Origin of the sequence: Nocardioides thalensis (assembly GCF_013410655.1) — a bacterium.
Taxonomy (GTDB): domain Bacteria; phylum Actinomycetota; class Actinomycetes; order Propionibacteriales; family Nocardioidaceae; genus Nocardioides; species Nocardioides thalensis.
The window spans coordinates 4,555,169-4,569,810 of sequence record NZ_JACCFP010000001.1; the positions used below are offsets into that span (position 1 = coordinate 4,555,169).

The 14,642-nt window shown below is 71.8% G+C and carries 11 protein-coding genes; 9 read left to right on the plus strand and 2 right to left on the minus strand.

The genetic code is table 11. The features are described from left to right. Genes HNR19_RS22205 through HNR19_RS22215 form a run of 3 tightly spaced genes read left to right on the plus strand, consistent with a single transcriptional unit; the run spans nucleotide 1 to nucleotide 4,366 of the window. Nucleotides 1–2,013 (plus strand): ATP-binding protein, encoded by a 2,013-nt coding sequence (locus HNR19_RS22205; RefSeq protein ID WP_179669980.1) that lies wholly within the window; start codon nucleotides 1–3, stop codon nucleotides 2,011–2,013. Continuing rightward, nucleotides 2,013–3,179 (plus strand): acyl-CoA dehydrogenase family protein, encoded by a 1,167-nt coding sequence (locus HNR19_RS22210; RefSeq protein ID WP_179669981.1) that lies wholly within the window; start codon nucleotides 2,013–2,015, stop codon nucleotides 3,177–3,179. Before HNR19_RS22205 ends, HNR19_RS22210 begins: the two co-directional genes overlap by 1 nt. 29 nt (nucleotides 3,180–3,208) lie before the next feature. Then, nucleotides 3,209–4,366 (plus strand): acyl-CoA dehydrogenase family protein, encoded by a 1,158-nt coding sequence (locus tag HNR19_RS22215; RefSeq protein WP_179669982.1) that lies wholly within the window; start codon nucleotides 3,209–3,211, stop codon nucleotides 4,364–4,366. Nucleotides 4,367–4,403: 37 nt separating this feature from the next. Here the strand turns inward: HNR19_RS22215 and HNR19_RS22220 are convergent, their stop codons facing one another. Then, nucleotides 4,404–6,455, minus strand: coding sequence for a CARDB domain-containing protein (locus HNR19_RS22220; protein WP_179669983.1), 2,052 nt, complete (start codon nucleotides 6,453–6,455; stop codon nucleotides 4,404–4,406). Nucleotides 6,456–6,555: 100 nt separating this feature from the next. Here HNR19_RS22220 and HNR19_RS22225 point away from each other — a divergent pair, with 100 nt between their 5' ends. From HNR19_RS22225 to HNR19_RS22235, 3 genes are all read left to right on the plus strand, one after another. Continuing rightward, nucleotides 6,556–9,330: an ATP-binding protein gene (locus tag HNR19_RS22225; protein ID WP_179669984.1), complete on the plus strand. Its 2,775-nt coding sequence runs from the start codon at nucleotides 6,556–6,558 to the stop codon at nucleotides 9,328–9,330. Between the two features lie 49 nt (nucleotides 9,331–9,379). Then, on the plus strand, nucleotides 9,380–10,492 hold the full coding sequence (locus HNR19_RS22230) for a YihY/virulence factor BrkB family protein (RefSeq protein ID WP_343047329.1): 1,113 nt from the start codon (nucleotides 9,380–9,382) through the stop codon (nucleotides 10,490–10,492). A 97-nt stretch (nucleotides 10,493–10,589) separates the two neighbouring features. Beyond that, the gene (locus tag HNR19_RS22235) at nucleotides 10,590–11,057 is read left to right on the plus strand and encodes a phage tail protein (protein ID WP_179669985.1); all 468 of its coding nucleotides are present in this window, start codon (nucleotides 10,590–10,592) and stop codon (nucleotides 11,055–11,057) included. Nucleotides 11,058–11,112: 55 nt separating this feature from the next. Here HNR19_RS22235 and HNR19_RS22240 read toward each other — a convergent pair whose 3' ends face one another. Beyond that, the gene (locus HNR19_RS22240; RefSeq protein WP_179669986.1) at nucleotides 11,113–11,925 is read right to left on the minus strand and encodes a tyrosine-protein phosphatase; all 813 of its coding nucleotides are present in this window, start codon (nucleotides 11,923–11,925) and stop codon (nucleotides 11,113–11,115) included. A 70-nt stretch (nucleotides 11,926–11,995) separates the two neighbouring features. On the opposite strand from HNR19_RS22240, the gene HNR19_RS22245 reads away from it, so the two are divergent. From HNR19_RS22245 to HNR19_RS22255, 3 genes are all read left to right on the plus strand, one after another. Further along, the gene (locus HNR19_RS22245; protein WP_179669987.1) at nucleotides 11,996–12,538 is read left to right on the plus strand and encodes a SigE family RNA polymerase sigma factor; all 543 of its coding nucleotides are present in this window, start codon (nucleotides 11,996–11,998) and stop codon (nucleotides 12,536–12,538) included. Continuing rightward, a complete protein-coding gene (locus HNR19_RS22250; RefSeq protein ID WP_179669988.1) occupies nucleotides 12,535–13,860 on the plus strand; it encodes a hypothetical protein in 1,326 nt (441 codons plus the stop codon). The genes HNR19_RS22245 and HNR19_RS22250 overlap by 4 nt, the downstream gene beginning before the upstream one ends. Nucleotides 13,861–13,929: 69 nt before the next feature. Next, nucleotides 13,930–14,642: enoyl-CoA hydratase-related protein (locus HNR19_RS22255; RefSeq protein ID WP_179669989.1), on the plus strand; the 713-nt coding region annotated here is incomplete at its 3' end.

Sequence of the window (14,642 nt, forward strand, 5' to 3'; positions counted from 1 at the left end):
GTGACCACCACCATCACCCGACTCCTGGTCGCCAACCGCGGCGAGATCGCCCGCCGCGTCTTCCGCACCTGCCGCGACCTCGGCATCGAGACCGTCGCCGTGCACTCCGACGCCGACGCGGGCATGCCGTTCGTGGCCGACGCCGACGCGGCGGTGCACCTGCCCGGCAACACTCCCGCGGAGACCTACCTACGCGGCGACCTCGTCATCGAGGCGGCCCGGCGGGCGGGCGCCGACGCCGTCCACCCCGGCTACGGATTCCTGTCCGAGAACGCCGCGTTCGCGCAGGCCGTGATCGACGCGGGCCTCACCTGGGTCGGTCCCGCGCCCGACTCGATCGAGCGGATGGGCTCGAAGATCGAGTCCAAGAAGCTGATGGAGGCGGCGGGCGTGCCCGTGCTCGGCAACCTCACGCCGGAGACCGCGACCGAGGCCGATCTCCCGCTCCTGGTCAAGGCCAGCGCCGGCGGCGGGGGCCGCGGGATGCGGATCGTCCGCGAGCTGTCGGCGCTCGCCGACGAGGTCGCGAAGGCGTCGTCGGAGGCCGCGTCGGCGTTCGGCGACGGCACCGTCTTCGTGGAGCCGTACGTCGAGAGCGGCCGCCACATCGAGGTCCAGGTCGTCGGCACCCCTGACGGCGCGATCGTCTTCGGCGAGCGCGACTGCTCCGTGCAGCGGCGCCACCAGAAGGTGATCGAGGAGGCGCCCGCCCCCGCGCTGCCCGAGCCGACCCGCAAGGCGCTGCACGAGGCGGCGAAGGCCGCGGCCGACGCGATCGACTACCTCGGCGCCGGCACCGTGGAGTTCCTCTACGACGTGTCCAAGGATCGCTTCTACTTCCTGGAGATGAACACGCGGCTCCAGGTCGAGCACCCGGTCACCGAGGCGGTCCACGGCGTCGACCTGGTCGCGCTCCAGATCGCGGTCGCCGAGGGCCGGTCGCTCGCCGACGTCGAGGTCGGGCAGCCCGACGGCCACGCGATCGAGGTGCGCCTCTACGCCGAGGACCCCGCCGCCGGCTACCAGCCGCAGTCCGGCACCCTCACCCGCTTCACGATGCCGGGCGTCGTCAGCGAGTTCCGGACGACCGGCCACGGCATCCGGCTCGACTCCGGCGTCGGTGCGGGCGACGAGATCGGCACGTTCTACGACGCGATGATCGCCAAGGTCATCGTCTGGGCGGCCACCCGCGACCAGGCGCTACGCCAGCTCGCCGGGGCACTCGCCCGGGCCGAGATCCACGGACTCAAGACCAACCGCGACCTGCTGGTCAACCTTCTCCGCGACCCGGTCGTGACCGGCGCGACCATGGACACCACCTGGCTCGACGGCTCCGACCTCGCCGTTCTCGGCGCGGCGCCGGGCGGCCAGCAGACCGTGCCGCTGTCGGCGTTCGCGGCCGCCGTCGCACTCGCCGAGGCCGCGCGCCTCGACCGACCGGTGCAGACGCGGATCCCGGCGGGCTTCCGCAACGTCGTCTCGCAGCCGCAGGTCACCACGTTCCTGCACGGGGGCTCCGACGGGGAGGAGGTCGAGGCCCGTTGGTACGGCGGCCGCGGCTTCCGCTCCGCGGACCTCGAGGACGTGACTGTCGTGAGCGCCGGTCGCGACGAGGTCGTCCTCGAGGTGGGCGGCGTCCGCCGTACCTTCGCGGTCCACGTGAGCGGCGACCCGCTCGCGCCGCGGGTCGACGTCGAGTCGCCGCTGGGCCACGTCGCGCTGGTCAAGAAGCCGCGCTTCGTCGACCCGGCCGACCAGGTCGCCGAGGGCTCCCTGCTGGCGCCGATGCCCGGCAGCGTGGTCGCAGTGCGCGCGGCCGTGGGCGACGAGGTCGCCGAGGGACAGCCGATCCTGGTCATGGAAGCCATGAAGATGCAGCACACGATCGCGGCGCCGTACGCCGGGATCGTCACGGAGCTGGCCGCCTCGGAGGGCCAGCAGGTCGAGGCGGGCACCGTGCTCGCCGTCGTGGAGCCGGCCGAGGCCGCCTCTGACGCAGAAGGGGACAACTGATGACCGCGATGTTCACCGAGCCCGAGGAGCGCGTCGCGCTCCGCGAGTCCGTCAAGGCGCTCGCCGGCCGCTACGGCTACGAGTACGTCGCCCGCCAGACCCGCGAGGGCGGCAAAACCACGGAGATGTGGGCCGACTTCGGCAAGCACGGCTTCCTCGGCGTCAACATCCCCGAGGAGTACGGCGGCGGTGGCGGCGGCATGGGCGACCTCGCCGCGGTGCTGGAGGAGGCGTCGGCCGCGGGCGCGCCGCTGCTGATGATGGTGGTCAGCCCGGCGATCGTCGGGTCGATCATCACCCGCTGCGGCACCGACGAGCAGAAGAAGCACTGGCTGCCCAAGATCGCCAGCGGCGAGACGATCGCGGCGTTCGGCATCACCGAGCCCGACGCCGGCTCCAACAGCCACAAGATCACGACCACCGCGTCCCGCGACGGCGACGAGTGGGTCCTCAACGGGCGCAAGGTCTTCATCTCGGGCGTCGACGAGGCCGACGTGGTGCTCATCGTCGCGCGCACCGAGGACGCCAAGACCGGCAAGCTCAAGCCGGCCCTGTTCATGGTGCCGACCGACGCGCCGGGCTTCGAGGCGCAGCACATCCCGATGGACTTCCACGCTCCCGAGAAGCAGTTCTCGCTGTTCATCGACGACGTGCGGCTGCCCCTCGACGCGCTGATCGGCGACGAGGACGGCGGCCTCTGGCAGCTCTTCGCGGGCCTCAACCCGGAGCGGATCATGGGCGCGGCGATGACGTGCGGCACCGCGCGCTACGCGCTCGACAAGGCGGTCGAGTACGCCAAGACCCGCAGCGTCTGGAAGGACCAGCCGATCGGCACCCACCAGGGCATCGCCCACCCGCTGGCGAAGGTCAAGATCGAGCTCGAGCAGGCACGCCTCCTGTGGCAGAAGGCGGCGGCGCTCTACGACGCAGGCGACGACTTCACGGCCGGCGAGTACGCCAACATGGCCAAGTACGCCGGCGGCGAGATCGCCTGCAATGCGACCGACGTCGCCGTGCAGACGCACGGCGGCAACGGCCTGGCCACGGAGTACGGTCTCGGCAACGCCCTGATCGCCGCCCGCCTCGGCCGGATCGCCCCCGTCTCCCGAGAGATGATCCTCAACTTCGTGGCCATGCACTCGCTCGGCCTCCCCAAGTCGTACTGAACCCCCAACAGGACAACGGAGAAACTGACATGCCCGGACGCCGGTCCCCCTGGATGGACCAGGACCTCGACGACTTCCGTGACCTAGCGCGCACGTTCTGCGAGAAGGAGATCACGCCCAACGTCGACCGGTTCATCGCCAACAAGGAGGTCGACCGCGACCTCTGGAACAAGGCCGGCGACGTCGGCCTGCTCTGCTGCTCCATCCCCGAGGAGTACGGCGGGGGCGGCGGCACGTTCGCGCACGAGGCGATCCTCATCGAGGAGCAGGCTCGCGCCCTCGACACGTCGTGGGGTGTCTCGCTGCACAACGGGATTGTGGCGCACTACATCCTCGCGTACGGAACCGAGGAGCAGAAGCACGAGTGGCTGCCCAAGCTCGCCTCCGGCGAGTGCGTCGGCGCGATCGCGATGACCGAGCCCGGCACCGGGTCGGACCTCCAGAGCGTGAAGACCAAGGCGATCCGCGAGGGCGACGAGTACGTCATCAACGGCTCGAAGATCTTCATCACCAACGGCCGCCAGGCCGACCTGGTCATCACCGTCGCCAAGACCAACCCCGAGGAGGCGGCGGCCGGCATCTCGCTGATCCTCGTGCCCACCAGCACGCCCGGGTTCTCGCGCGGCAAGCACCTCGACAAGGTCGGGATGAAGGGCCAGGACACCGCCGAGCTGATCTACGAGGACGTGCGGGTCCCGGTCTCCAACCTGCTCGGCACCGAGGAGGGCCAGGGCTTCATCCAGCTCATGCAGCAGCTCCCGCAGGAGCGGCTGATCGTCGCCGTCGCCAACGTGGCCGCGATGGAGCTGAGCCTCGACCTGACCCTGCAGTACGTCCACGAGCGGGAGGCGTTCGGCCGCCCGATCTGGGGCTTCCAGAACACGAAGTTCAAGCTGGCCGAGGTCGCCACCGAGGCACGCGTCGCGCGGTCGTTCGTCGACGAGTGCATCGCGCTGCACCTCGAGGGCAAGCTCGACATCCCCACCGTCGCCATGGCCAAGCTGTGGTGCTCGGAGCGGGCGCAGAAGGTCGCCGACAAGTGCCTCCAGCTGTTCGGCGGCTACGGCTACATGAACGAGTACCCGATCGCCCGGATCTGGGCCGACCTCCGGGTCTCGCAGATCTATGCCGGCACCAGCGAGATCATGAAGGAGATCATCAGCCGGTCGCTGCCCGCGCCCAGCTGACGACCCACCTCTCGGACCGGCCGCGTGGGCCCTCGGCTCACGCGGCCGGCTTGTGCCACACCTCGAGCACCGTCGTCTCCTGCCAGACCTCCCCGCCGAGGTGGTTGGGGTGGCTGACGCTGTCGTCCCACGTCTTGGCGTACATCAGGTCGCCGCTGCGGTCGGCCTTGGTGCCGCGGTAGAGGGACGGGTCGGCCTCGTGGAACTCGTTGTACTGCATCAGCCACCGTGACGTGGTCGTGTCGGTGTAGTCCCCACCACCGCAGTCGACCGTGCGGACGGTGTCCTTGACCTGGACGGGGCGGGCCACGACCAACAGGTTGACGACCGGCTCGCGCCAGGTGTCCTCCTCGCCGGGGAGGATCTCCGCCGGGTTGGGCTTCACGATCTCGGGGATGGCGTAGGTGGAGAGGGTGCCGGGGACCGACCCGGTCTGGGTGGACGAGCCGGAGCACATGCTGCCGTCACTGCGGGGATAGCTGTAGTGCGAGTGGTAGCTCGCCTCCGTGAGGGGCAGCGGTGCCTGCTGGATGGCGCCGTTGACCGCGAGCTCGACGATGGCGGTCGTCTTCGCCCGCCACGAGCCGGAGTGCTGGACCGGGTAGTTGTACAGGTTCTCGCCGCCCACCGGCGTCGTACCGGAGTAGGTGATCCGGGAGTCGAACCTGACCTCGAACCGCGCGCACTTCAGGAACCGCTGGAACGCCTCCTCGCCCCAGGGGAAGCCGAGCAGCTGCGCCATCCGCGCCAGCCGCAGCAGGACCGGCAGCGCCTCCAGGCCGTGCTCGACCGAGCACTGCTTCCACGCGTCCCTGTACACGGCCTCCGCGACGCGGATGAACCGCGCCATCGCGTCCTGCATCTCCGGGGTCTCGTCGGTCTCGTCGTCCCCGACGCCGAGCAGCTGCATCTGCCGGAGCCACCCGAGCGCCTGGTCGATGGCGGCGAAGGCAGCGCCGCGGTCGCGCGGGTTCGCCTCCGCTCGCACCAGCGCGGGCTTCACGACGGCGTAGTAGAACTCCGTCAGCAAGGCGACGACCTGACGGCCCACGTCGGGGTCCGGCTCCTCGCCCTTCAGCTGGTCTTCCCGCTCCTTGCGCAGGAGCTCGGCGATGTCGGCGGTGATCTGGCCGCCGAGCCGGGACGGCGGGTAGTCGGCCATCGCGTCCCGGTCGGCCGTCGTGCCCAGGCCGACCCCCGGCGTGGAGAAGTGCAGGACCGGCAGGCGCACGACGTCGGCGCCGTCGCCGGCCCGAGGAGGCAGCGGCGGGTAGAGGTGGAAGTCCTCGCCGCCGCCGTGGAAGTAGAACGGGGTCTGCTGCGCGAGCGGCCCGAGGTCCGGACCGTCGATGGTGAGCACCGCCGGCTTCATCAGCAGCAGGCCGTGCGGCTTCAGCTCGACGGCGGCGGCGAGGCCGCCTGACAGAGGCAGGTCACCGACCGCGGCGACCGGTGTCATCGTGATCTGCTCGGGCGCGACCAGGGCCTGGGCGGGGATCGTGAGCGTGTACGTCGTGCCGTCGGCACCGGTGGCGGTGATCGTCGTGTCCTGGTGCTGGTAGGCCATCTCGGTGACGGCGCGTGCCTCGTCGGGGTCGGGCTCGACCGTGAGCGGGTTCGGGGTGCGCGGATACTCGGAGTCCACCGGCGCCACCACCGTCACGGCGCGCGTGGCCACGCGGCAGTTGTTGCGCTCGTTCGACTCCCGGACCTGCTTGCGGGCGTCGGCGCAGGCCAGCACGCGGTAGTCACCGGCCGCGCCGGCGGGGACCTCGAGGCGGACGGTCGCCGACTCCGTCCTCCCGCTCCCGAGCCGCGGGACCTTGACGCTGCGGCTCACCAGGTCGCCGCCGGGGCGGGTGTCGCCGGAGAGGTGCACCGTCGTCGTCGACGCCCCTGCGCGCGCCCGGCCGGCGTTGCGCACCGAGACCTTCACGGCGAGGGTGGCGCCCGCGTCGACGGAGGCGGGCGCGCTCACCGCGCTGACCACGAGATCGGGCAGGCGCGCGGCGCCGTACGCATCGGGCCCGGAGGGGAGCAGCGGGAGCGCGAGGAGGGCCGCCAGGGCGGACAGGGCGGGACGTCGCATGGATGTGACCTCTTCCGGGCTCGATCGGGGGTGACGGGAGTCTCCGCCGGTTCGCTCAAAGTCCGCTCAAGACGGCACGCGCCGGGTGAGACTCGAGGGCATGGACAGCGGGCTCCGGATCGGCGTGCTCGGTCCGCTGGAGGTCGCGGTCGACGGCGTCGTGGCCGACCTCGGAGGGCCGAAGCAGCGCGCGGTGCTGGGCGTGCTGGTCGCCCTCGCGCCCGAGGCGGTCCTCGTCGAGCGGCTGGTGGACGAGGTCTGGGGGAGCGGTGGCCCGGCCAACCCGTTGCGCAGCCTCCAGGTCTACGTCTCGGCGCTGCGCTCCGCGCTCGGGCCGTACGGCGACCGCCTGCTCAACGAGGGACGGGCCTACCGGCTCGACCTCTCCGGCGTCGAGGTCGACGCGCTGCGCTTCGACGAGCTGGTGGCCTCCGCACTTGCCGAGCCCGACCCGGCCGCGGCGCTGACCGAGGTCGACGAGGCGCTCTGCTTGTGGCGCGGTGACGCCTGGTCGGGTCTCGACGTGCCGGTCGTCGTGCCGCGGGCCGTGGCGCTGGCGGAGAGGCGGCTGGCCGCCCTGGCCGCCAGGGCGCGGGCGATGCTGGCTCTCGGGCGACACCGGGAGGCGGTCCCGTGGCTGGAGCAGGTAGTGCACGACCACCCCCTGCACGAGGAGCTCCGCGGCCACCTGATGCTCGCGCTGCACCGGTGCCACCGCCAGGCCGAGGCGCTCGCGGTCTACACCGCGGGGCGCGACCTCAAGGCGACAGAGACCGGCCTCGACCCCGGCTCCGACCTCCAGGCCCTCCAGGCCGCGATCCTCGCCGACGACCCGGCGCTGCGGGCCGAGGACGTCGAGCTGCGCGCCCGCCGCCACCTGCCCGCCCAGGTCACCCGGCTCCTCGGCCGCGACGACGACGTCACCGGCCTCGTCGACCTCTTGCGCGACCCCGAGCAGCGGCTGGCGACGATCACCGGCCCGGGCGGCATCGGCAAGACCCGGGTCGGCATCGCGGTCGCGCACCGGCTGGCCGCCGACCACCCGGACGGGGTGTGGTTCGTCGGCCTCGACGCGCTCCGGGACCCGCGGTTGGTGGCGCGCGCCGTCGCTGACGCCGTGGGCGTCGAGGAGGTGGCGGGCGACGTCGTCGTACCCCTGAAGGAGCACTTCGCCTCGCGGGTCGCGCTGCTGCTCCTCGACAACTTCGAGCAGGTGGACGACGCCGCGCCCTTCGTCGCCGAGCTGCTGGCGGCGGCGCCCGGGCTGCGGGTGCTGGTCACCAGCCGCGTCCGCTTGAGGCTGTACGGCGAGCACGTCCGCGTCCTCGATCCGCTCCCGATGGACGACGCGATCCGGCTCTTCGTGGAGCGCGCACGGAGCGCGGACCACCGCTTCCCGGACGCGCCGACCGCCGAGCTCGAGGAGCTGTGCGACCACCTCGACCGGCTGCCGTTGGCCCTCGAGCTGGTCGCCGCGCGCGCTGGGGAGCACCCGGTCGGCACCATGCTCGCCCAGCTCCGCGCCCGGCAGGCGCTCGACCTGGCAGCCGACGGGCCCCGCGACCGCACGGCGCGGCAGCAGACGCTCCGCGACGCCATCGCCTGGAGCGTCGACCTGCTCCCACCCGACCTCGCCGACCGGTTCGCCCGGCTGGGGGCGTTTGCCGGCGGCTTCGACGCCGACGCCGCGGAGGCGGTGGCCGGCGCCACGGCCGCGGACATCGAGACGCTCGCCCGGGTCAACCTGCTCGAACCGCGCCCCGGGGCGGGGTTCCGGCTGCTCGAGACGGTGCGGGAGTACGCCGCCGAGCGGCTCGCCGGCGACCGAGGTGCCGAGGACGAGGCCCTCGACCGGCATGCCGCCTGGTTCCACGACCTGGCCGCCGCCTCCGTCGGCGGACTGCGTGGAAACCAGCACCGGGCGTGGCGCGGCCGCCTGGACCGGGAGCGGGCGAACTGCCGGCTCGCGCTCGAGCGCCTCGCCGCGGCGGCCGACCGCGACGACCCGCCCGGTGTGCGGCTGCTCCGCACCGCAGCCGCGCTCGGGCTCTACTGGTATCGCACCGGACCCGGCAGCGAGGACACCGAGTGGCTGCCGCGCGCACTCGCCCTTGCCCCCGACGCTCCGCCCGAGATCCGCGGCCAGGCCGAGTACGCCCTGGCGATCTGCCTCGGCGAGCAGGGCCGCGCGGAGCTCGCGCACGAGCACAGCCGGGCGGCGTACGAGCTCCTTCGCGACTCCGTCGACCGCTCGTGGGCGGCCCGGGCACTCAACACCTACGCGGGGATCACCCGTGACATCGGCCGGGCGGAGGAGGCGGCGGCGCTGATGGACGAGGCGATCGCGATGCGCCGGTCGCTCGACGGTGCCCTCGGCGTGACCGTGGCGCTGGCCAACCGCGCGATGACGGCGCTCGACCTCGGCGACGTCGACCGGGCGCGGGAGTGTCTCGAGGAGTGCCTGCGGACCGAGGGCGAGGACGAGCTCGAGGTCGCGCTCGCGCAAGCGGGCCTCGCCGACGTCGAGCTCGCCGCCGGCCTGCCCGACGCGGCCGCCGACCGGCTGCGCGCGTCGGTCGACGTCCTCGTCGCCCACGGCCAGGACTACCGCCTGATCGAGTGCCTCGAGACGTTCGCGGCGCTGGCCGTGCAGCGCGGTGCGGCCGACCTCGCGGCCACGCTCGTGGCGGCCGCCGACCGGGCGCTGGCCGACGAGGGCGCCGTCCAGGTGCCCGCCGACGCGACCATCCGGGAGCGTCGCACCGGCGCGGCGATCCGGGCGCTGGACCCGGGCATACGAGCGGCCGCCGAGGCCCGCGGGGCGGAGCTCGACCTGCCTGCTGCCGTCGCTCTGGCCCGCCAGCGGCTGCTCTGAGGGGACCAACTTCCCGGCCCCGTGGGGCACGCCGGGATAGGTTGCCCCCGTGGGTGTGGTGAGCTCTGTCGACGAGACGCAGCGCCGCAACCCCGTCCTCGGGTTCCCGCTGGCGGTGATCTACAAGTTCTTCGACGACCAGGGCAACTACCTGGCCGTGATCCTGACGTTCTACGCCTTCTTCGCGATCTTTCCGCTGATGCTGCTGGCGACGTCGATCCTCGGCTTCGTGTTCCAGGGCAACCCGCAGTTCGAGGAGCAGGTGCTCGACTCGACGCTCGGCCAGTTCCCGATCATCGGCGACCTGATCGGCGGCGAGGACGGGCTGAAGGGCTCGGTCGGAGCGATCATCGTCGGTGGGCTCGGTGCCCTCTACGGTGCGATGGGTCTGGGCCTGGCGCTCCAGAACGTGCAGGCGACCGCGTGGTCGGTGCCGCGCAACAGCCGCACCAACCCGGTGCTGATCCGGGTCAACAGCCTGCTGCTCCTGGCCTTCGCCGGCACGGCGATCATCAGCATCTCCGTGCTCTCCGCGGTCCTGATCGAGACCGAGATCGTCGGCGAGATGGCGACGCACAGCTGGTTCCCGTGGCTGGTGCGCCTGCTGACGCTGCTGATTCTCGGCTTCGTGATGACGATCCTGCTGCGGATGGCCGCGGCGAAGGCGACCCGGCACCGGATCGCGCACGCGGCGCCCGGCGGCTACACGATCGCCGTGATGTGGCAGCTCCTCCAGTACCTCGGAACGGTCTACGTCACCCGCGTGCTCGCCGCGACCGAGCAGCTCGAGGACGTCTTCGCGGTCGTCCTGGGCCTGTTCGGCCTGCTCTACATCGGCGCGATCATGGGCGTGCTCGGCATCGAGGTCAACGTGGTGCTCGCGCGACGGCTGTGGCCGCGGGCGCTGCTCACCCCATTCACCGACCGCGTCGACCTCACCGAGGCCGACCGCAAGGCCTACGCGATGTACGCCCAGATGCAGCGGCACAAGGGCTTCGAGACCGTCTCGGTGCGCTTCGACGGCCGTGACGGCGACACCCACGAGATCGTGCTCGACCCGTCGACCGAGCAGGTCATCAAGCAGCACATCCCCGGCAAGCCGCCACGGCCCGAGGCGGCCGACGAGGTCACCCAGCCGATGCAGCTGCCACCGTCGATCTGATCACCCACGGATCTCCTGCTCCCTGAGTGTCACACTCCCGCGCTGCCAGGCGTCGACAGAGCGAGCACCACTCACCCAGACCTTCAGAGGAGCAGTCATGACCACCACCGCAGTCGACTTCAAGGACGTCTCGACCGCCGGGCTGGAGTCGTCGCCCGTCGCCGACGCCCTCGCCGGCCTCCGCGCGAACGAGGCCCGCTACTTCAAGACCAAGTACGACCACGAGTTCGTGGTCCAGCCGGCCGAGGACGCCACGGACGTCGTCAACCGGGTGCACCAGATCCTGGCGGAGGAGCGCGACCTCTACATCGAGTCGACCCCGCTCGAGGCGACCGAGTTCGTCGTCGACGGCACCCGCTGGTCGTTCGTGTTCTACGAGTCCGGCCTCGCGATCAACGTGATGTACGCGCTCGAGGACGGCGGCAAGCGCGCGGTCGGCTTCAAGCTGTCCGAGGGGATGGACGTCCCCGAGGAGCTCGCCGACCGCTTCAAGTTCGCTCGTCAGAAGTCCAAGCTGGCCGGCACGATCCGGGGCACGTTCTTCGTGATCAAGGGGACCTACTGACCCGGACGCCCGCTGAGTCGTAGGAGCCAGAGTGGTCTATAGGTCACTCTGGCTCCTACGACCGCGTCACCAGCAGCTCCCGCAACGCCCCGATCGTGGCGTCGTCCAGCCCCAGGCCCTCCCGCAGGTAGGTCGCGCGGTCGCCGTACTCCTTCTCCACCGACTCGTACGCCGTGCGGAGGTACTCGATGTCGGCGACCAGCGTGGGCTCGAAGACCTCGACGGCGTCGGGTCCGAGGTGGTGGCGCAGCGAGCCCTCGGCGCGGGCGCGGCTGGACGCCGTCAGCTGGTTGGTGAGCAGGTAGTCGCTCTCGATCGTGGCGTCGTCGACGCCCGCGATGTGGAGGAGCAGCGCGGAGACCCAGCCGGTGCGGTCCTTGCCGGCCGTGCAGTGGTAGAGCTGCGGCCCGCCGGTGGCGAGGTGGCGGAAGAGCTCGCCGAACGCGGTGCGCGAGGTCTCGGTCTCGACGAAGCTGCGATAGACGCGGTGCATGACGTCGACGGCGCCGGCGCGGTCGGTGAGCCCGGCGACCTCCTCCATCGGGATGCCGATCACGTCGAAGTGCACCCAGTCGGCGCCCGCGATCTCCGGGTCCGGGTGCCGGTCGATCTCCGGCTGCGAGCGCAGGTCGACGACGTGCCGCAGCCCGAGGTCGGCGAGCGCCGAGGAGTCCTCGTCGGAGAGCCGCAGCTCGTTGGAGCGGTAGAACACCCCACGTCGTACGGCGCCGCCGTCCTCCGTCGGATAGCCCGGGCCGGCGACGTCGCGGAAGTTGTCGGCCGAGGCGAGGCGGAGCAGCTCCTCGCCCTCGCCCGGGTCGACGACCCCGTCGGCGAGGAAGGCGGAGGGGTCGCGGGGTTGACTCATGTCCCAGAGCCTAGAGAGAGCCGGTGAACGGCGTGCAACCATCTGGCGGTCCCACGCAGTAGTAGGGGACATGACAGCACTGGCCGGCCTGCGCGAGGGCGCGGGCGAAGGGAGAGCCGTGACCCGCTCGGTGGGGTTCGAGGACTTCGTGGCAGCGCGCTCCACGGCGCTGCTGCGGACGGCGTACCTCCTCACCCGCGACCACGCGCTCGCCGAGGACCTCCTCCAGACCGCGCTGACGAAGGCCTGGTTCAGCTGGGACCGCATCGACGGCACCCCCGAGCCCTACGTCCGCAAGATCCTCGTCAACACCTACACGAGCTGGTGGCGGCGCAAGTGGAACGGCGAGCACCCCACGGAGGACCTCCCGGAGACCGGAGCCGCCGACGCGACCGACCAGGCGGGCACCAGCCACGACCTGTGGCAGGCGCTCGGCCGGCTGCCGAAGCGGCAGCGGGCGGTCGTGGTGCTGCGCTACTTCGAGGACCAGTCCGAGGCGGAGACCGCCCGGCTCCTCGACTGCAGCGTCGGCACCGTCAAGAGCCAGGCCAGCAAGGCGCTCGCCAAGCTGCGCATCGACCCCGCTCTCGCGACCGAGGAGGGACAGGCATGAACACCATCGACGACCTCAGGGCGACCCTCGCCGGGCGCGCCGACCTGCACGACGACTACCTGACCGACCGGGTCCGCGCGGTCAACGGCCGGGTCCGGACCGTACGGCGCCGCCGGGCCGCCGTGGCGGGTGGTACTGCCGCCGTGGTGCTGGCCGGTGTGGTGGGCGGGGTGGCGATCCTCGACCGGCCCGACCCGACAAATGACAACCTGCTCGCGGGGGTGCCGGTACCAGAGACGCTCGCGTCGACGGGTCACACCTTCGAGTTCGCCGACGGCTACGAGTCCGAGCCCGGCGAGGAGACGGTGACGGTGACGCTGCCGAAGTCGGACGCGCCGCGGCTGGTGTCCTGGGCCACGGAGGGTGATGACCAGGCCGTGCTCGTGAAGGACGGCTCCCAGCGCTTCGAGTCGTCGCGTCCGGACTTCACCGACTACGTCCTCGTCTACAGCGGCGAACACCGGAAGATCACCGTGACCGGTCACACCGTGGTCGGACTCGCGGTCTACGAGCTCAGCGGCGCGCATCCCGACGGCTACACCGCGCAGGGGGTCACCTTCCGTCAGGACATCGCCGGGTCCTCACTCCTCGGTGCCGTGATCGGCGAGCCCGGGGACAACGAGGTCAGTGTCGACGTCACCCTCGATGAGGGGAAGCCCACGTGGTCGGATCTGTGCGACCTGCGCACCGATGCCACACCGAACAGGATCGAGGACCCCGAGGCCTACATCAGCCTCTCCGCGGACGGTCACGATCTTTCGACCATCAGTTGCGGCTACGGCGAGCTGACCGACCCGATGCTCGACCCCGGCACCGGCGGCGGCAGCCTGTTGGGGCCTTTCCGGCTCGGTGGCCGCACCTACGAGGCGGGGGACGAGGTGACCTTCAGTGCGCGTCTGACGGACGAGGACGGCAACCTGATCTCGGAGCCGGGCGCGGTCATCGGACTCGGGATATACGACGCGCCACGCTCCGGTGTCGTGGAGGTCGGCGGCGTCAAGGTCGATGAGACGGTCGAATGGGGCGGGCACGTGTGGCAGCTGACCCACACGGAGGTCACCGCGCTGCCGGCCGAGGACTGGACGGCCGACGTCCCCCCGAGCGGCGAGCGGCTGCTCGTCGGCACCGCGCATCGCTACGGCGACCACAACGTCGCCGCCGACCTCTTCCAGGACGGCGAGATCTACGAGACCGTCACCAGCTTCGGCGCCGGGTGGGGCCTGAACCGGGTGCTCCCGCCGGATGTGCAGACAATGGGCGTCACGACGAAGGGTGGCTCGGAGGGCACCGTGGCCCTGCTCTTCTACGAGCTCATCCGCTGAACCAGCGCTACGGCGCCGCAGGTCGGACCGCCCGCGGCGCCGTACCGCCGATTCGGCAGGATGACGGGCATGACCGACGCACAGGAGATGCCCGCCGAGCTCGTCCACTACGAGGTGGCCGACCGGATCGCGACGATCACCCTCGACTCGCCCCACAACCGCAACGCCCTGTCGCGGCAGCTGGTCACCGAGCTGTTCGAGCGGCTCGAGCGGGCCGAGGCGGACAGCGACGTGCTGGCCGTGGTGCTGAAGTCGTCGGGACGCGTGTTCTGTTCCGGCGCCGACCTGTCCGAGGCCGCCACCACGCCGATGGAGGAGGGCGCCCGGGCGATCGTGGCGCTCCAGCGGCAGATCGTCGCGATGCCGAAGCCCGTCGTCACCGTGGTCGAGGGTGCCGCCCGCGCCGGCGGCATCGGCATCATCGCGGCGTCCGACATCGCGATCGTCGCGGAGGACGCGACGTTCGCGCTGACGGAGGTCAAGCTCGGCCTGACTCCGGCAGTCATCTCGCTCACGGTCTTCCAGCGGCTCACCCAGCGCGGTGCCTCGCTGACCGCGCTGGGCGGCGAGGTCTTCAGCGGCGCCGAGGCGGCGACCTACGGCCTGGTGACGCGCGCGGTCCCGGCCGATCAGCTGGAGGCCGCGGTGACCGAGCTCGCCGGACAGCTCGCGACCGGCGCGGCGCAGGGACTGCGCGAGACCAAGGCGCTGCTCTCCGCGCCGCTGCTCGCGCACATCGACGCGCACGGCGAGGAGATGGTGGCGCTCAGCGCGCGGCTCTT

Excerpts from the sequence above, each read along its gene's own strand:
- HNR19_RS22210 (WP_179669981.1), top strand. The coding sequence starts at position 2,013 with ATGACCGCGATGTTCACCGAGCCCGAGGAGCGCGTCGCGCTCCGCGAG.
- HNR19_RS22220 (WP_179669983.1), bottom strand. The coding sequence starts at position 6,455 with ATGCGACGTCCCGCCCTGTCCGCCCTGGCGGCCCTCCTCGCGCTCCCG.
- HNR19_RS22215 (WP_179669982.1), top strand. The coding sequence starts at position 3,209 with ATGCCCGGACGCCGGTCCCCCTGGATGGACCAGGACCTCGACGACTTC.
- HNR19_RS22235 (WP_179669985.1), top strand. The coding sequence starts at position 10,590 with ATGACCACCACCGCAGTCGACTTCAAGGACGTCTCGACCGCCGGGCTG.
- HNR19_RS22245 (WP_179669987.1), top strand. The coding sequence starts at position 11,996 with ATGACAGCACTGGCCGGCCTGCGCGAGGGCGCGGGCGAAGGGAGAGCC.
- HNR19_RS22250 (WP_179669988.1), top strand. The coding sequence starts at position 12,535 with ATGAACACCATCGACGACCTCAGGGCGACCCTCGCCGGGCGCGCCGAC.
- HNR19_RS22225 (WP_179669984.1), top strand. The coding sequence starts at position 6,556 with ATGGACAGCGGGCTCCGGATCGGCGTGCTCGGTCCGCTGGAGGTCGCG.
- HNR19_RS22240 (WP_179669986.1), bottom strand. The coding sequence starts at position 11,925 with ATGAGTCAACCCCGCGACCCCTCCGCCTTCCTCGCCGACGGGGTCGTC.